Here is a 15,315-nt window from a genome sequence, read left to right as displayed (position 1 = left end):
AAGATAAAAATGAATCTTAAACCCAAAGTATTAATTAACAGTCACACTTTTTGAATGCGTTGATGTACAGCTTGAACCTCCGCTTTTGAGTGTAACATCGGCTTTTACCAAAAAAGTACCTGCTGCAGTATAAGTGTGAGAAACCGTTGTTCCATTTACAGTTTGGACAGATCCATCTCCAAAAGTCCATTTTACTGATTTTACGGTGTAGGATCCTGAATAATCTATTTCGTAATCAATTTTTTTAACATTTGAAGCATCTGCTGTACTTTCTAGTTGTACTAATAAATTTTCTCCGGTACAATCCAGGGCTTTCTCCAAATCATCACCGCAGGAAAAACTAAAAACTGACAGCACGACAACAAATAAAACTGTAATTTTTTTTCTCATAGCTACAATAATTTAAATTAGTTTTTAGAAACTTATTCTCTCAAATATAACGAATTTCAATTACAAATTTTAATTATTATCATCAAAATTAGCCTTCTACTTAATATTTAACAATTTCAAAATACAGAAACATCATAAATAATAAAAACTATGAACGTTTAATTTCATGCCCTACGAATTCTTCCAAAACCGAAAAAATATCATCTACAGGAAGCACTTCAAAATCGGGATGGTTTTTTAAGAAGCCCGCATTGAGTTCAACCAGGTTTTCTTCTAATTCAAAAAAGGCATTATTATTCAGTAAATCCCTTGTTGGATTAACGCCTTCAAATTTTCCGTTTAAGAATTTACCAATTTTTACACTGCTCAGTAACTTAACCCTTTTGGCCTGAGCCTGAAATAATTCTAAATGTTTTTCGGCTCCAATCAGGGTCAGTCCTTCTTCGATAAGTTCGTTCAGTTCTTTGTTCCAACGGGAATCATATACAAATTTTGCAAAATTCCCTTCTGTATATTTTGAAGTATAGTAATCCAGGTAATAACTCAACAACGCATCTTCATGAATAAATTCGTCATCAACACCTTCCTCACGCATTAAATTAATTACCGAAATATTCGAATTAATTACATCCTGCGGATTTTCACTCTTTATAGCCGTTTCTGAAACTATTATTCTTCCGAATTCTTCCATTTTGTTTTTTGTTTTTGGGATTGTTTATATGATCGTATCGTCATTATTCTTTTTTTCATTCATTTTTGCCACCAAAGCCTTCAAACGCATTGCACGTTCTTGTTTCTTCTCCTGAAGTTTAGCTTTTTTTCTATTTAACAATTTGGTATGCAACGCCTTGTTTTTAGTATTTTTTTCTGGTCCTTTTGCCATAATGCAATTTATTTCTGCAAATTTCGGGCAAATAACAATACGATTGATAATATTTTTTTGGGTGTTTCCCTCCGGGCCGGGCTTTCGGCTTTATCTTTTGTCTTGCTTCGCTGGCAAAAGGATACCGCCTCTATCCCTAACACAGCCTCGTTTTCAGTAGGAATATTATTTTTGTGAGATTATTTTGAAATAAAAAAGAGTATTTTTAGCATCTGAAAATCAAAAAACCATGAAAAAAACACTCTTACTACTAACCTGCCTATTCTTTTTAAACGCTTTTTCTCAACAAAAAAAACTTTGGGCAAAATCGGTTATCAATCAAAAAGCACCGAAACTGACTGTAGAAAAATGGCTTTCGGACAAACCTGAAACTAAAGGAAAATTTGTACTGATTGATTTTTGGGCAACCTGGTGCGGACCCTGCAAAAGAGCCATTCCGGAATTAAATCATTTTAAAACAGAATTTGAAAATGACTTAGTAGTTATCGGTATAAGTGACGAAACAAAAGAAGTCGTAAATGCGCTCGCAACTCCTAAAATTGAATACTTCAGCGCCATAGATACCGGAAGAACGATGTACAATACACTGGAAGTTCAGGGAATTCCTCACTGTCTTTTGATTGATCCGGATGGAATTGTCCGTTGGGAAGGCTTCCCGACACTAACCGGTTTTGAGTTAACCTCAGATGTAATCAAAGACATTATTACCAAATATAAAAAATAAGATTGTTTTAATCCCAATACCCGATCAGACCAATTTGCGATTAATTTGTATTTTTGTTTGTCCCTGTTTACTACACCTTTACAGATTATTAAATCAAGAAACCTTATGAACCCTAAAGTTGATTTTTATTTTAGTAAAAACGAAAAGTGGCAAAAAGAAACCGAAAAACTAAGAACTATTGTTCTGAGCTGCCAGCTGACCGAAGAATTAAAATGGGGTACTCCCTGCTATACTTTTCAAAACAGCAATATCGTTCTGATTCATGATTTCAAGGAATATTGCGCACTGTTGTTCTTTAAAGGTGCTTTATTAAAAGACACCGATAGTATTCTGGTACAGCAAACTGCCAATGTTCAGTCTGCACGACAAATCAGGTTTACCAATCTCCGGCAAATAAATGAACTGGAAACTACCTTGAAAGCATACATCTATGAAGCTGTAGAAGTAGAAAAAGCAGGCTTAAAATTTGAGTTCAAAAAAACGGAAGATTTTGCTGTTGCCGATGAATTTCAAGTCAGGTTGGATGACAACCCAGATTTAAAAACAGCTTTCGATGCATTGACTCCGGGAAGACAAAGAGCCTATATGCTTCATTTTTCTGCACCAAAACAATCCAAAACCAGAGAGTCACGAATTGAAAAAGCCATACCGCAGATTCTTGGCGGAAAAGGATTAAATGATTAACCCAAAATGAAAGCAACTTTCTTCCCAACCCAGGAAAAATTCAGAGCATGGCTGGAAAAAAATTATCAAACAGAAACGGAATTACTAGTAGGTTTCTATAAAGTAAGCAGCAAAAAGCCATCCATGTCATGGTCAGAATCTGTAGATCAGGCGCTTTGTTTCGGCTGGATTGATGGCATTCGAAAAACTATTGATGATGAAAGTTACACGATCAGATTTACACCAAGAAAAAAATCCAGTATCTGGAGCGCCATTAACATAAAAAAAATCGATCAACTCACCAAAGCCGGACTCATGAAAGAAGCCGGACTGAAGGCTTTCGAATTCAGATCTGAAGAAAGATCCAAAATTTATTCGCATGAAAAAGAAGCTTATGTTCTCGATTCCGAATTCGAGAAACAATTCAAAGCCAATGAAGTTGCCTGGGAATATTTTGATAAACAGGCACCGTCCTACAAGAAAGTTATGATTCACTGGATTATGTCGGCTAAACAGGAAAAAACAAGGCTTTCGAGACTTGAAAAAACAATTAAAATAAGTGCTGAGCAAAAGAGAATGTTATAATTATAAAACAAATTTTAACCCGTTGGGTGAAATTAAAAATAAGTGTCAGGCTGAATCCATTCGGCTTCGCTGAGAATAAACTTAGTCGAAGCCCTTTCGTGTTCAAAAGCCTTCGACTCCGCTCAGGATGGCATCAATTCTTTGAGTTCTAAATGATGTTTCACTACCGATTATTATATTTTTTATGATCAAATCATTTTTTTAACCAATTTCATCCACCCCAACGGGTAACAAATTTTAATCTTAAAGTAATACTAAAATAACCCCTGAAAGGTTAATCTTATAAGCTAATTACAAGAATAAACCGTAATTTTATTACTTCTAAAAAGGTTTCAGTTCAAAAAAAGGAAAATTATGACGGAAAGAAGAGTATTAGAATATTATGTTTTAGACGTATTCTCGAACGAAAGTTATAAAGGAAACCCGCTTTCTGTTGTTTTTACTTCCGGAAATTTACCTTTGGAAACCTATCAGGATATTTCTAAAGAATTTGGTTATTCTGAAACTTCTTTTGTTCACTATTCAAAAGAGCAAAAAGCATTAAATGTCCGTTCGTTTACGCCAACCGGAATCGAAATCGACGGTGCCGGACATAATTTACTGGGCGCAGTCTGTGGCGCTCTGCTCAAAAAAATGCCCATCTTTGAAGAACAATCTGAAAACAACCGGTTTGTAATTATGAAAAAATCACCGATTTTATTAACGGTAAATTTTGACCCGGTTACACAATATCCGGTGGTACAGATGCATCAGAAACCTGCTGTCTCCGAAAAAGAAATACCAACTTATAAACTGGCTGTGGCACTTGGTTTAAAAATTGAAGATCTGGACAGTAATGATTTTGTTCCGACAATTGTAAAAACCGAAGTCGCCCATACGATGGTTCCTATCAAAAATAGTCAGATTTTAAACAGCATCGTTCCTGACCACAAGCTTTTAATAGAGATTTCAAAAGAATATAAGTCAGAAGGATTTTATTGTTTTACGATTTCGAATCAGAATGAAGGTAATATCGCCGAAACCCGATTCTTCAATCCTGCAATCGGAATTTATGAAGACCCCGCCACAGGAACGGCTGCAGGACCTTTAATTGGTTTTTTGACTTCAAAAAAACAGGCAAAATTGAACACCGAATATAAAATTTTGCAGGGCGTAAAGTTAAATCAGCCTTCTGTTATTGAAGTTATGACTAGAGAAAATGATATTTTAGTTGGGGGTTCATCTGTGGTAACCATGCGTGGGGAACTTTATATATAGAGAATGATAAGGACACTTAAATTTAACCACAATAAAAAGAAAAACAAATACTTATAAAAAAATAAAACATTAAAAATAAGCAACCATTCATAAAAAATACATCTGTTAAATAACCGATTTGTAAAATATAATTTTACCATTTTCTAACCCTAAAACCAAAATCATGAAAAAAATTGTTTTAATACTGGGTATTTTATTTTTTTTAATCAGCTGTAATAACAATGATTTAGAAACTTCACCGGAATCTTCTTCACCGGAATCCTTACCAGGATCTCCGATAACCTTTTCAACAATTGGGCAGTATAACTTATACGGTAATGGAGACGAGAATATTTCTAAATCAAATTTGGTTATAAGTGATGCTATAAGCTGGAAAAATTTAATCGCCAAAATGAATACCCGCAATAATGTTAGCAATAATTTTACAGAAACAAACATTGACTTTACCAAATATCAAATTATTGCTATTTTCGACAAAATACAGCCTTCAGGTGGGCATTCAATAGATATAACCCTTATAACTGAAAATCAAAAAGACATAACCATTAAGATTGAAAAACTAAAAACAGGAGATGCTACATTAGTAATGACTCAACCTTTTCATATTGTAAAAATTGCAAAATCCGATAAAACAATTATTTTCTCCGAAAAGAAATAATTCAAAAAACACTTTGGATTAAAAAGGCCGCATTTTAAACGCAGCCTTTAATTCTTATTTCTTAATTTCTTGCTCAAATGTTTGTTTTTGCTGTGGAGGAATCCTTTTCTTTAAAAACAAAATCTGCCCCAAATGACTTGATTGATGCTCCATAACATGAAACCAGCAATATTGATTTGTCCAATCATAACTTTTCTGAACCTCGGCAAACCAGGCATCATCTCTTTTCTTTAATTCAGAAATTGTTTTTTCGCGTACTTCATTATAAATATTTAAATAATATTGAATATCATGTCCTTTAAATTCATCGCGCCCGCCTTGATCTAAATCTAAAGCTTTTTGCCATATTTTTTTCTCTTCTTCATTAAAACCCCTGTTTTCAAAAGTAAAAACCTGATAGTATTTTTCGGCAGCAGCCAAATGCATTACTAAAGCTCCAATTCTGTTTGCTTCCTGATCGTGCAGATAATCTATTTCATATTGATTCATGTTTTTAACTGCACGCTCTACACGGTCTTTTAAATCTTCTAGCATTGAAATCATATCTGCAATTTTTGGAGAAGCTCCTTCAACATTTCCAATCTTTCCAGTTTCTTTGGATTTTATGCCCGTTCCTTCCAAAAGTAATGCATAAGTACCATCAACAGCGGATTTATCAGAAGTAATCTTATATTCTTTAACCTTAACATCCGCATTTTTTTGAACCCCTAAACTCCACTTCGGAATATCACCATTTTTTACAACAGTTTCAAAGCTTGAATTCAAAATGGTATAAGGTTCAAAAACGCCTTTTTCGTTTTCAATTAATAATTCGTATTTATCAAAATAAAATTTTCCGTTAAACAAACACAAACCTCCAAAACTAAGCGATTTTGTATTTTGATCAATTGTACCTTCTACAGTGTATGACTGCCATTCTTTTGATTTTATAGGTCTGTCACCCATATTATCAAAAAAGCCATCTTCTTCATTTTTAGTATCGACTCTGGCCCATACCCCGGCCCAGGCCAGAGGATCATTAGTTTCTACTTTTACAGAAGCAATTACTTTAAATTTTTTCTTTACAGAACTTTGAATATCTATAGTCTGATTAAAAGCATTCCAATCGCTGGAAATTACTTTTGATGTTTGACCATAAGACGAAACAAGAATCAAAAACAGTAGTGACAGTAGCAGCTTTTTCATATTTTACAGAGTTTTTAAATCGTCGTAAATATACTGCAGATTTTCAGTTAATTATTCTTCATTAACTAAATATTTTACTACAAAAAAACACATCACGATTTCGCTTTTATCTATTTCGGTTGAAATATTTATACAACAGCAATTTTTTAGATCTGCAGCTTAATTAATTCATTATTAAACAATTAAGAATAATGAATTTAATTAGTAAAACAAACATTATTGAGTCAATAATCTGTTATGAATTAGTCATCCTTTTTTAACTTAAAAAAAACAATAAAAACCTTAATAATTTATATACTTTTGCGCCCTAATCAAACCAAAATTATCCATAATTTATGAAAAAAACATTACTTTTTTTATTTGCCTACGTTTGTACAATTACACTATCTGGCTGTTCAACAAACGAAGCAATTACATGCTATCTTCCTGCTAACACAATTAACAGTAACTCTCCATTGGTTCCAGGTGGGACATTAAAATTAAATGCAACAGATAGTAGTTTAGACACCAAATATAATTGGTCTGGTCCGAATAACTTTCAATCCAATTTGCAAAATCCTGTTATTAGTGATATTACACCATCTATGGCAGGAGAATATAAGCTAAAAACCACTAAAGGAATCTGTGAAAGTCCTGAAAGTTCTGTTATTGTGGAAATTAATGCTCCAAACATTCCATGTAATCCAGATACAAACACTCTTATCATTAATGGTAGTTCTATCGAACTTTTTTCTACCTATACCACAAATTATAACCAAAATTTCAAATTTATATCATCTAGTTTGGAAGCAAGTTTAACAATCGAATTTGCAAGTGAGGAAAGACCAACACCGGGTATATATACTATTTGCAGTGATTGTTGGCATTCATCTATGAAAAAAAATCAGGTTTGGGTAACTCTTAATTATGCAGATTACACTTCTGCTCAGGGAGGATCAGTCTATTTGTCGTCATCTAATGGTAAACTTACAGCTACTTTTTGTAATGTTGTTTTCAAACAATCAGTATTCACATTTAACACATCTGTAAAATTAACCGAACGTTAAAATGAAGAAATATCTAATAATCCTGATTCTTGTTTTTACGGGTTCATTTGCTCAGACAAGCTATATAGTAGATAAAAAAGGAACCAAAACCTTTGTGAGACCCGAACGAACTGATATTATAGTAATCGACAAACGAATATCATATACAGCTGTTGGGAAAAGCTGGGAAAAATATATCAAATTTGAAGACCTTGATCATGCTTTAATTGGTACAAGTTTATTAAAATCATTTCATTTGAACCAAAAGAAAAAATCTTCTGTTTATTTTGTCTATGGGGAAAAAGAAGACAAAAAACTTATTGGGTTAGCTACAACAGTAACAACAACCTACGGAAACTTTGTAAGTTCTAAAACTTATTATGAATTATATGCTATTGATAATAATGAAACAGTAATAGAGGAAGTAGGCGCAACCTCTGGTAATTCTAAAAATAAAATAGATGACCGGACAAAAATAGCATCAATGATTAGAAAACACTTTTCTGATTGCCCACAATTAATGGCAAAACTTGATAAATACGATATTGATGATGAAAAAAACACATCAATTTTAAACTTTTTTTCCGACACCGAATATCTTAATTGCAAATAACAACTTCAATAATGAAAAATCAAACACTTCTTTTTTTGAGTATCCTTTTTTGTACTCTTTCCATATATAGTCAAGCTCCAAGAGGTTTTTATGCTTTTGCTGGTTTTGACCAAACTGAACTAAAATCTTCTGACTTACTTACTGACCCCAATCTTGGTTTTTTGTTGGGATTAAACTTTCAGATGGGTTATCATGAAACCTATAATTATCAGCTGGAATTAACCTACAGAAGCAATAGCATGAATGTAAAATATGTCGAAAACGACTTTAATGAAGCAAAGGATTCAAAATTTAATGCTTCGAGTCTTAACTTAGGGCTTTACTTTAACTATTATATTTTAAAACCCGAAGAAGATGAATTCTTCATTGGCCCTCAAGTCGGAGTTTTTGCAGCATTCCATGATGCGTTTACTCCTGCCCGCGGTGCGGATGTTACTGGTCAATACTACCTGCCTCACTTGCTGGATGAAAGTGATTTAACAAATTCCTCGAAATTCAATTACGGTTTTGGCGCAGGTTTAACCGGTGGATATAATAATTTCAGATTTGACTTGCGATACTCTTTAGGGATGGCGAATTTATTAAGTGATATAGAAACAGACAGCTATGACGAAACACATACTTACACAGGCCCAGCCCTTGAAGGAAAAACTAATACTTTAATATTTGGAATTAGTTATAATATATTTCATCCCAAAAAGTAGATTCCTCTCAACATATTTTTGACAATACAAAAAAAGCTGCATTCCTAAGAAATGCAGCTTTTATATTTTCACCCGAATTTTAATTCGTTTTCATCGGAGGCAAATCAAACGCTACAGAATCATGTTCAAAATTATTTCTGTGTCCACCGTCACAAAAAGGCTTATTGGCAGATAATCCGCAACGGCAAAGACCTAAAGCTGATCTTCCTTGTAAACCATAAAGCGTTCCTTCGGGATCCATGATTTCAAAATCACCTTCAATTCTGATTGATCCGTTTTTTTGTATAATTAATTTTGTCTTGCTCATAAAAGTTGTTTTTTCAAGCGCAAAGATTGCGAAATATATTTTGAAGATTTTACTTGTTGTGTTAGTTTAAACTGGTTCTATTTTATGAAGTCTACCACAGAGGTTTTACATAGATTCACAAAGTTTTCACGGAGGTTCATAAAAAATTTGTTTTACTTAAATCTGCTCTGTCTGTGTAAAACAAAACTTTGCGGCTATCCGACTTTTCGAAATTCAAAAAAATAAAAAACCTTAGCGAATCTCTACTCTTTTTCTCTGTGAATCTCTGTGTAATAACAAAATCTCAATTCTATTGCTTATTTTTGCACCCAATAAAATAGAATCATGACACAGAATCCAAAAAGATATACGATTACAGCAGCATTGCCTTACACCAACGGACCAATACATATTGGGCATTTGGCGGGGGTTTACGTGCCTGCAGATATCTATTCGAGATACCTGCGTTTGCAGGGAAAAGATGTTGCATTTATCTGCGGAAGCGATGAACACGGCGTTGCTATTTCGATGAAAGCTAAAAAAGAAGGAATTACACCTCAGGAAGTTATTGATAAATATGACGGAATTATTCGTAAATCCTTTTCAGATTTCGGAATTTCATTCAATAATTATTCAAGAACTTCGGCAAAAATTCACCATGATACGGCTCAGGAATTCTTTAGGACATTGTATGATAAAGGCGATTTTATTGAAGAAGTAACAGAACAATTGTATGATGCAAAAGCAGATCAGTTTTTAGCAGACCGTTTTGTGGTAGGAACCTGCCCAAAATGTGATAATCCGGAAGCTTACGGAGATCAGTGCGAAAAATGCGGATCGACTTTGAATGCAACTGATTTAATTAATCCAAAATCGACCATTACTGGTGAAACTCCAATTTTGAAATCAACAAAACACTGGTTTTTACCTTTGGATCGTTATGATGCTTTCTTACGTGAATGGATTTTGGAAGGCCACAAAAATGACTGGAAAACAAACGTTTACGGACAAGTAAAATCATGGATTGATGCAGGATTAGAACCTCGTGCCGTAACACGTGACCTTGACTGGGGAATTGATGTTCCGGTTGAAGGTGCCGAAGGCAAAAAATTATATGTTTGGTTTGATGCACCAATTGGTTATATTTCTTCTACCAAAGAATGGGCAGCACGGGAAGGAAAAGACTGGGAACCGTATTGGAAGGATCAGGACACGAAACTGGTTCACTTTATCGGGAAAGACAATATTGTTTTTCACTGTATTATTTTCCCGGCAATGCTGAAAGCCGAAGGAAGCTATATTTTACCGGATAATGTTCCTGCAAATGAGTTTTTGAATCTGGAAGGAAATAAACTTTCGACTTCTAAAAACTGGGCGGTTTGGCTGCATGAATATTTAGAAGAATTTCCGGAAAAACAAGATGTTTTGCGTTATGCATTAACATCAAACGCTCCTGAGACAAAAGATAACGATTTTACCTGGAAAGATTTTCAGGCCAGAAATAACAATGAATTGGTTGCCATTTTCGGAAACTTCATTAATCGTGTTGTGGTTTTAACCAACAAATATTACGATGGTGTTATTCCAACACCAAACGAATTTTCAGAAGTTGACGAACAAACTTTAGCAGAATTAAAAGCATATCCTGCTGTGATTTCCAGTTCGGTGGAGCGTTACAGATTCCGTGAAGCTTTGGGTGAATTGATGAATGTGGCCCGTTTAGGAAACAAATATCTAGCAGACGAAGAGCCGTGGAAAGTTATGAAAGACAATCCGGAGCGTGTAAAAACTCAAATGTATGTGGCGTTACAGATTGCTGCTGCTTTGAGCGTTTTGGCTGAACCCTTTTTGCCTTTTACAGCAACTAAACTTTCGGGAATTCTAAAATTGAGTGATTTGAAAGAGCATTTTGAAGGTTTCAGTAAATTCCTAAAAGAAAATCATCCTGGTGCTACTGATGTTATTTTAGATAAAACATTAGGCTGGAATGATATCTCTGAAAACTCAGATTTAGTTCCCGCAGGTCATAAAATTGGAGAAGCGGAATTACTTTTCGCTAAAATAGAAGACGAAGAAATACAAAAACAAATAGATAAATTGGAAGCAACAAAAACCGCAAATCTTGCCGAAAACAAACAGCCTGAACCTCAAAAAGAGTTGATTCAGTTTGAGGATTTTGCCAAAATGGATATCCGTATCGGAACTATTCTTGAAGCGGAAAAAATGCCAAAAGCAAACAAACTTTTAGTGCTAAAAGTAGATACCGGAATCGATGTTCGTACGATTGTTTCCGGAATTGCTGAGAGTTTTTCTCCAGAAGAAATCATCGGGAAACGTGTTTCTGTATTAGCAAATCTAGCTCCAAGAGCATTGCGTGGTGTCGAAAGTCAGGGAATGATTTTGATGACAACAAATGCCGAAGGAAAACTGGTATTTGTAAACCCGGATGCTGATGCGCCAAACGGATCGACTGTAAACTAAAGTTTTATAAATAAAATGAAATTGCGTGAATCGGTTAGACATAATTGATTCACGCTTTTCATTTTAAAGATCTGAACTTATTATATTTTAAAAAATACAATATTCGCAAATTAACAAACTAAAAAAAACAAATCATGAAAAAAACAATTTGTTTAAGCTTTTTACTTCTCATAAATATATCCGCTTTCGCACAGGAAATTGTAAATTCGATACCCCTGGAACTAAAAAAAAGTAGTACTGTTTTTCAAATTGCTAACCCTGAAAAAAATACGGTTACATTGTTTGTCAGAGACTCACTAAAAATAAGAGCAATTAATCTGAATGAAAAGATGCAAATTGCAGACAGTGTCTCTGCTCAAAGACCAAATATTAAAACGTACACTAATATAATTGGTTATAATAAAAGCAATGGCAGCACAAGATTATTTTGGTCGTCTACTAATTATGAAGCCATATTTTCCCAATTGTTTAATACTAATAGTCGTGAAACCCTAACGAAAGAATATAAACTGGTTTTAAAAAACGAAAAAGTTATACAAAAATTCAGTCAGGACGAAAATTTTTACCTCCTGACGGTGGTAAAAAACAGTAACATCTTCAAACTATACGTTTTTGACAGCGAAGGCAATTATACAGAGAAAATGATTACCGCAGAAGGGTTTCATTTTTTTACATCAGACTATAAAAAATCAGATTTATATACAGCATTTGCCGAAAGTTTACTGCCATTTGAAGCGCCTTTCTCTTTACAAAATATCACGGTTGAAAATCAAACATCATTAATAGATGCTGCTAAAAAAAGAAAATGTTATTTCAATGGCAAACAACTTGTAATCACTCTTGACACCAACATCGATTTTACTCAGGTAATTTTAATTGATTTACAGAGTTTTACTGCTAGCGAGAAGATGATAAAAAAACAATATTTGGTTGGCGACAGAAAATTTTTAAATTCAAATTCGTTTTATTTTGATAATAAACTATATCAGCTAAAAACCTCATCAGGCATTATTTACTTCACTATAAAAGATTTAGAGGACAATATACTAAAAGAATATTTCGCCAATTCAACGAAACCAATTACATTTAAAAATTCCGAATTTCACGAACAAGGTGGCAGTTTAAGAGCTAAAAGAACTTTAGCAAGCAGTCCGCTGTTTATTCTTAAAGCAAACAGTTTGTTTTTAGGTCTTTCCTGCTATAAGACTGGTCCAAATACATTCATTACTTTTGGAGGCGTATCGGAGTTAAAACAATCTGCTGATCAGACTACAATAAATGAATTTGGGTATACTGAAGACATTGTATTTAGTACATCAATGGAAGATTTTACATCCAGTTCTAACAGAAGAGTAGTTAAAACCGAAGGCTTGTTTGATACTTCAGGAAATCGTATTAAAGGAAAATTAGTGCCATTGGCATCTGATAAAATCGGTACTTTTTTTGATAAAAATAATACTATTTCAGCACAGACCTTATTCAAACTAGATACCTACTACCTGGGCTATTACGACAATAAAACAAAAGAATACATTTTTAGAAAATTTGCCGATTAATACAAAAACTCCCGACATGTAATCGGGAGTTTTTGTATTATAAGAGTACTTTTCAAATACACATAAACCAGCTCGAAGAGCATTTGCGCAGTGTTAAAAATAAGGAAGTGCGTAAATTAATAAAGAGATTAATTGATTCACCGTTTTTATAAATTTTACCTAAACTAATTTTATTTCGTTAAAAAATTAGATATTCGAAAAAATATTAAATCAAACCAAATGCTTAAAAAACCATTTCTTTTTTCATTGTTTTTAATCAGTCTAATGACTTTTTCTCAGGAAATCGTAAGAGAATTTGATTTAAAATTAGAAAGTAAAAGAGATTTTTTCCAGATCGTAAATAAAAACAATAAAGAAGTCATATTGTTTTTGAATGACAAAGAAAAAGTTTCGTCTATACGGTTTGATGAAAAATTCAATATTAAAGATTCCTTATCGGCTCTAAGACCTGATAAAACTTATGCAGAGATTATTGGTTACAGCCAAAACAAGGACGATTATTTTATTTTTTGGGGATCAAAAGACAGAAAAGAAATTAATTCCCAATATTTTAATTTTGCTAAAAAAGAAACGAAGCAAACTCCAATTAATTTAGAATTAAAAAAAGAAAAAATAGTTAAAGAACTCACAATCGGCAATGTTTTCTATCTCATTACCATTGTGAAAAATACAAATATCTTAAAATTTTATATTTCAGATCCTAATGGAAATCTTATTGAAAAGACGATAGATTTATCCCAATTCGAATTTAAAAATATATTCAATCGTCCTGAAAACCTCTACCGGGTGATGACTGATGAGTCTTATGATCCGGTATTTCAGATTATATCCGGCGATAGTCCGCCTTCTCTTGCACTGAGTGCCAAAAAATACAAAATATACACCCATAATCCCGATGAGATTATTTTTTCTATTGACAATACTGCAAATGCAACGCAGCTGATAAGAATTAATCTTCATGATTTTACACCAGCCTTTAAATCCATTTTACAACCCAATACCGTTAAGGGTGAATATGGAGCTATAGATTTTCGATCCAATTCTTTTATAATCGACAATAAAATACTGCAGCTCAAAACGAATTCGTTTGTTTTCTTTTTTACTGTTAATGACTTTGATGGCAATAAAATAAAGGAATTCAAAGTTTTTCATGATAAAGAAATAGACTTTAAAAACTCGGATTTTTTTGAGGAAAATTTGAGCATTGAGAATAAAAAAGTGATTCTGAATACCGAAAAGTTTCTTCGCAAGATTCACAATTTCCCCAGTGTATCCTGTTATAATTTGAATGGAACATATTATACCGTAATAGGAAGCAGTACTGATAAATCCTATGAAAATATTTCGCCCGTAATGGCAATGCCTCATGCAGGAATTGGCATGGGCAATGGCGGATTGGTCCCGGTTTCATACGGAGCATGCGATACTATTGAAAATCTCATTTCTTATCGCGCTAAGTATGTAGTTTACACCAACTGCCTTTTTGATTCGAATTTTAATCATATTGATGAAAGATTGAAAACTTCTGCTTTTGAAAAGGTCAGGATTTTCCTTGAAGAAAATAAAGACATTCGTGAAAATCTTTTAACCTTTAAAAGTAACCTCTACAAAGATTTAATACTTTTCAAATTCAATAAGAATTTATATTTAGGAAACTATAATAAGGCAAATAAAAAATATCAGATTTTTTGTTTTACTGAATAACTTTTAAAAAAAAACAAGATATTCGCAAAATTAACAATCAACCTATTCCAATGATAAAAAAATTACTTCTATTCTCTTTATTAGCAAATAGCTTCCTTTCCTTTTCTCAGGAAATAGTGAAGGAATTTGACCTTAAATTGGAAAGAAAAAGAGACTATTTTCAAGTTATCAACGAAACCGATAAGGAAGTTATTTTGTTCGTAAATGATAAAGAAAGGGTTAGCTCGATTAGATTTGACGAAAAATTCAATGTAAAAGATTCTTTATCGGCGATTCGACCAGAAAAAAAATATAAGGAAATTGTCGGACACAGTCAAAATGAGCACAATTATTTTCTTTTTTGGGCATCCGAAGACCGAAAAGAAATAGAAGCTCAAAGTTTTGATTTTGAAAAAAAAGAGACCAATTCAATTCCAATTAATTTAGAATTAAAAAAAGAAAAAATCGTTAAAGAACTTACAATCAATAACACTTTTTATTTAATTAATTCAAGTTGCTAGTTTGCAAAGCATAAAAAACACAAAGCAGAGGTTAAGTAAATTTGTTTTGCGAACCAATAAACAGAACCAATGCTTTGTAAAGACAAAATTATATCAATTTT

The 15,315-nt window shown here is 33.0% G+C and carries 17 protein-coding genes; 12 read left to right on the top strand and 5 right to left on the bottom strand.

The features are described 5' to 3' along the window. Nucleotides 1-30: 30 nt before the first annotated feature. From AAEO57_RS17775 to AAEO57_RS17765, 3 genes are all read right to left on the bottom strand, one after another. Nucleotides 31-390: a PKD domain-containing protein gene (locus tag AAEO57_RS17775; RefSeq protein ID WP_341694382.1), complete on the bottom strand. Its 360-nt coding sequence runs from the start codon at nt 388-390 to the stop codon at nt 31-33. 148 nt (nt 391-538) lie between these two features. Further along, nucleotides 539-1,081, bottom strand: coding sequence for a DMP19 family protein (locus tag AAEO57_RS17770; protein WP_341694381.1), 543 nt, complete (start codon nt 1,079-1,081; stop codon nt 539-541). 24 nt (nt 1,082-1,105) lie between these two features. Beyond that, nucleotides 1,106-1,273: a hypothetical protein gene (locus tag AAEO57_RS17765; protein ID WP_341694380.1), complete on the bottom strand. Its 168-nt coding sequence runs from the start codon at nt 1,271-1,273 to the stop codon at nt 1,106-1,108. A gap of 229 nt (nt 1,274-1,502) precedes the next feature. On the opposite strand from AAEO57_RS17765, the gene AAEO57_RS17760 reads away from it, so the two are divergent. From AAEO57_RS17760 to AAEO57_RS17740, 5 genes are all read left to right on the top strand, one after another. After that, complete coding sequence (locus AAEO57_RS17760) at nt 1,503-1,997, top strand: TlpA family protein disulfide reductase (RefSeq protein ID WP_341694379.1); 495 nt, start codon at nt 1,503-1,505, stop codon at nt 1,995-1,997. Between the two features lie 105 nt (nt 1,998-2,102). Further along, nucleotides 2,103-2,681, top strand: a complete 579-nt coding sequence (locus tag AAEO57_RS17755; RefSeq protein WP_341694378.1) for a YdeI/OmpD-associated family protein — start codon at nt 2,103-2,105, stop codon at nt 2,679-2,681. Nucleotides 2,682-2,687: 6 nt separating this feature from the next. Further along, nucleotides 2,688-3,245, top strand: a complete 558-nt coding sequence (locus tag AAEO57_RS17750; protein ID WP_341694377.1) for a YdeI/OmpD-associated family protein — start codon at nt 2,688-2,690, stop codon at nt 3,243-3,245. Between the two features lie 354 nt (nt 3,246-3,599). Next, nucleotides 3,600-4,502, top strand: coding sequence for a PhzF family phenazine biosynthesis protein (locus AAEO57_RS17745; RefSeq protein ID WP_341694376.1), 903 nt, complete (start codon nt 3,600-3,602; stop codon nt 4,500-4,502). Nucleotides 4,503-4,665: 163 nt separating this feature from the next. After that, nucleotides 4,666-5,160, top strand: coding sequence for a protease complex subunit PrcB family protein (locus AAEO57_RS17740; protein ID WP_341694375.1), 495 nt, complete (start codon nt 4,666-4,668; stop codon nt 5,158-5,160). 54 nt (nt 5,161-5,214) lie between these two features. On the opposite strand, the gene AAEO57_RS17735 is transcribed toward AAEO57_RS17740, so the two are convergent. Further along, nucleotides 5,215-6,345, bottom strand: coding sequence for a DinB family protein (locus AAEO57_RS17735; RefSeq protein WP_341694374.1), 1,131 nt, complete (start codon nt 6,343-6,345; stop codon nt 5,215-5,217). Between the two features lie 335 nt (nt 6,346-6,680). Between AAEO57_RS17735 and AAEO57_RS17730 the strand changes: the two genes are divergently transcribed. Genes AAEO57_RS17730 through AAEO57_RS17720 form a run of 3 tightly spaced genes read left to right on the top strand, consistent with a single transcriptional unit; the run spans nt 6,681 to nt 8,687 of the window. Further along, nucleotides 6,681-7,391, top strand: a complete 711-nt coding sequence (locus tag AAEO57_RS17730) for a hypothetical protein (RefSeq protein WP_341694373.1) — start codon at nt 6,681-6,683, stop codon at nt 7,389-7,391. A gap of 1 nt (nt 7,392) precedes the next feature. After that, entirely contained in the window at nt 7,393-7,983 is a 591-nt protein-coding gene (locus tag AAEO57_RS17725) for a hypothetical protein (RefSeq protein WP_341694372.1), read from the top strand. Between the two features lie 11 nt (nt 7,984-7,994). After that, on the top strand, nt 7,995-8,687 hold the full coding sequence (locus AAEO57_RS17720; protein ID WP_341694371.1) for an outer membrane beta-barrel protein: 693 nt from the start codon (nt 7,995-7,997) through the stop codon (nt 8,685-8,687). Nucleotides 8,688-8,766: 79 nt separating this feature from the next. Here AAEO57_RS17720 and AAEO57_RS17715 read toward each other — a convergent pair whose 3' ends face one another. Then, nucleotides 8,767-8,994 (bottom strand): CDGSH iron-sulfur domain-containing protein, encoded by a 228-nt coding sequence (locus AAEO57_RS17715; RefSeq protein ID WP_341694370.1) that lies wholly within the window; start codon nt 8,992-8,994, stop codon nt 8,767-8,769. Between the two features lie 324 nt (nt 8,995-9,318). On the opposite strand from AAEO57_RS17715, the gene metG reads away from it, so the two are divergent. The 4 genes from metG to AAEO57_RS17695 all read left to right on the top strand — a co-directional run bounded on the left by metG (nt 9,319) and on the right by AAEO57_RS17695 (nt 15,214). Next, complete coding sequence (gene metG / locus AAEO57_RS17710) at nt 9,319-11,454, top strand: methionine--tRNA ligase (RefSeq protein WP_341694369.1); 2,136 nt, start codon at nt 9,319-9,321, stop codon at nt 11,452-11,454. Between the two features lie 134 nt (nt 11,455-11,588). Further along, complete coding sequence (locus AAEO57_RS17705) at nt 11,589-13,010, top strand: hypothetical protein (RefSeq protein WP_341694368.1); 1,422 nt, start codon at nt 11,589-11,591, stop codon at nt 13,008-13,010. Between the two features lie 219 nt (nt 13,011-13,229). Next, nucleotides 13,230-14,714, top strand: coding sequence for a hypothetical protein (locus tag AAEO57_RS17700; RefSeq protein ID WP_341694367.1), 1,485 nt, complete (start codon nt 13,230-13,232; stop codon nt 14,712-14,714). A gap of 50 nt (nt 14,715-14,764) precedes the next feature. Continuing rightward, on the top strand, nt 14,765-15,214 hold the full coding sequence (locus tag AAEO57_RS17695; protein WP_341694366.1) for a hypothetical protein: 450 nt from the start codon (nt 14,765-14,767) through the stop codon (nt 15,212-15,214). The last annotated feature ends 101 nt before the right edge of the window (nt 15,215-15,315 follow it).

Origin of the sequence: Flavobacterium calami (assembly GCF_038290035.1) — a bacterium.
GTDB classification, from domain to species: Bacteria; Bacteroidota; Bacteroidia; order Flavobacteriales; family Flavobacteriaceae; genus Flavobacterium; species Flavobacterium calami.
This window is presented reverse-complemented; position numbering and strand designations above follow the sequence as displayed.

Excerpts from the sequence above, each read along its gene's own strand:
- AAEO57_RS17775 (WP_341694382.1), bottom strand. The coding sequence starts at position 390 with ATGAGAAAAAAAATTACAGTTTTATTTGTTGTCGTGCTGTCAGTTTTT.
- AAEO57_RS17770 (WP_341694381.1), bottom strand. The coding sequence starts at position 1,081 with ATGGAAGAATTCGGAAGAATAATAGTTTCAGAAACGGCTATAAAGAGT.
- AAEO57_RS17765 (WP_341694380.1), bottom strand. The coding sequence starts at position 1,273 with ATGGCAAAAGGACCAGAAAAAAATACTAAAAACAAGGCGTTGCATACC.
- AAEO57_RS17760 (WP_341694379.1), top strand. The coding sequence starts at position 1,503 with ATGAAAAAAACACTCTTACTACTAACCTGCCTATTCTTTTTAAACGCT.
- AAEO57_RS17755 (WP_341694378.1), top strand. The coding sequence starts at position 2,103 with ATGAACCCTAAAGTTGATTTTTATTTTAGTAAAAACGAAAAGTGGCAA.
- AAEO57_RS17750 (WP_341694377.1), top strand. The coding sequence starts at position 2,688 with ATGAAAGCAACTTTCTTCCCAACCCAGGAAAAATTCAGAGCATGGCTG.
- AAEO57_RS17745 (WP_341694376.1), top strand. The coding sequence starts at position 3,600 with ATGACGGAAAGAAGAGTATTAGAATATTATGTTTTAGACGTATTCTCG.
- AAEO57_RS17740 (WP_341694375.1), top strand. The coding sequence starts at position 4,666 with ATGAAAAAAATTGTTTTAATACTGGGTATTTTATTTTTTTTAATCAGC.
- AAEO57_RS17735 (WP_341694374.1), bottom strand. The coding sequence starts at position 6,345 with ATGAAAAAGCTGCTACTGTCACTACTGTTTTTGATTCTTGTTTCGTCT.
- AAEO57_RS17730 (WP_341694373.1), top strand. The coding sequence starts at position 6,681 with ATGAAAAAAACATTACTTTTTTTATTTGCCTACGTTTGTACAATTACA.
- AAEO57_RS17725 (WP_341694372.1), top strand. The coding sequence starts at position 7,393 with ATGAAGAAATATCTAATAATCCTGATTCTTGTTTTTACGGGTTCATTT.
- AAEO57_RS17720 (WP_341694371.1), top strand. The coding sequence starts at position 7,995 with ATGAAAAATCAAACACTTCTTTTTTTGAGTATCCTTTTTTGTACTCTT.
- AAEO57_RS17715 (WP_341694370.1), bottom strand. The coding sequence starts at position 8,994 with ATGAGCAAGACAAAATTAATTATACAAAAAAACGGATCAATCAGAATT.
- metG (WP_341694369.1), top strand. The coding sequence starts at position 9,319 with ATGACACAGAATCCAAAAAGATATACGATTACAGCAGCATTGCCTTAC.
- AAEO57_RS17705 (WP_341694368.1), top strand. The coding sequence starts at position 11,589 with ATGAAAAAAACAATTTGTTTAAGCTTTTTACTTCTCATAAATATATCC.
- AAEO57_RS17700 (WP_341694367.1), top strand. The coding sequence starts at position 13,230 with ATGCTTAAAAAACCATTTCTTTTTTCATTGTTTTTAATCAGTCTAATG.
- AAEO57_RS17695 (WP_341694366.1), top strand. The coding sequence starts at position 14,765 with ATGATAAAAAAATTACTTCTATTCTCTTTATTAGCAAATAGCTTCCTT.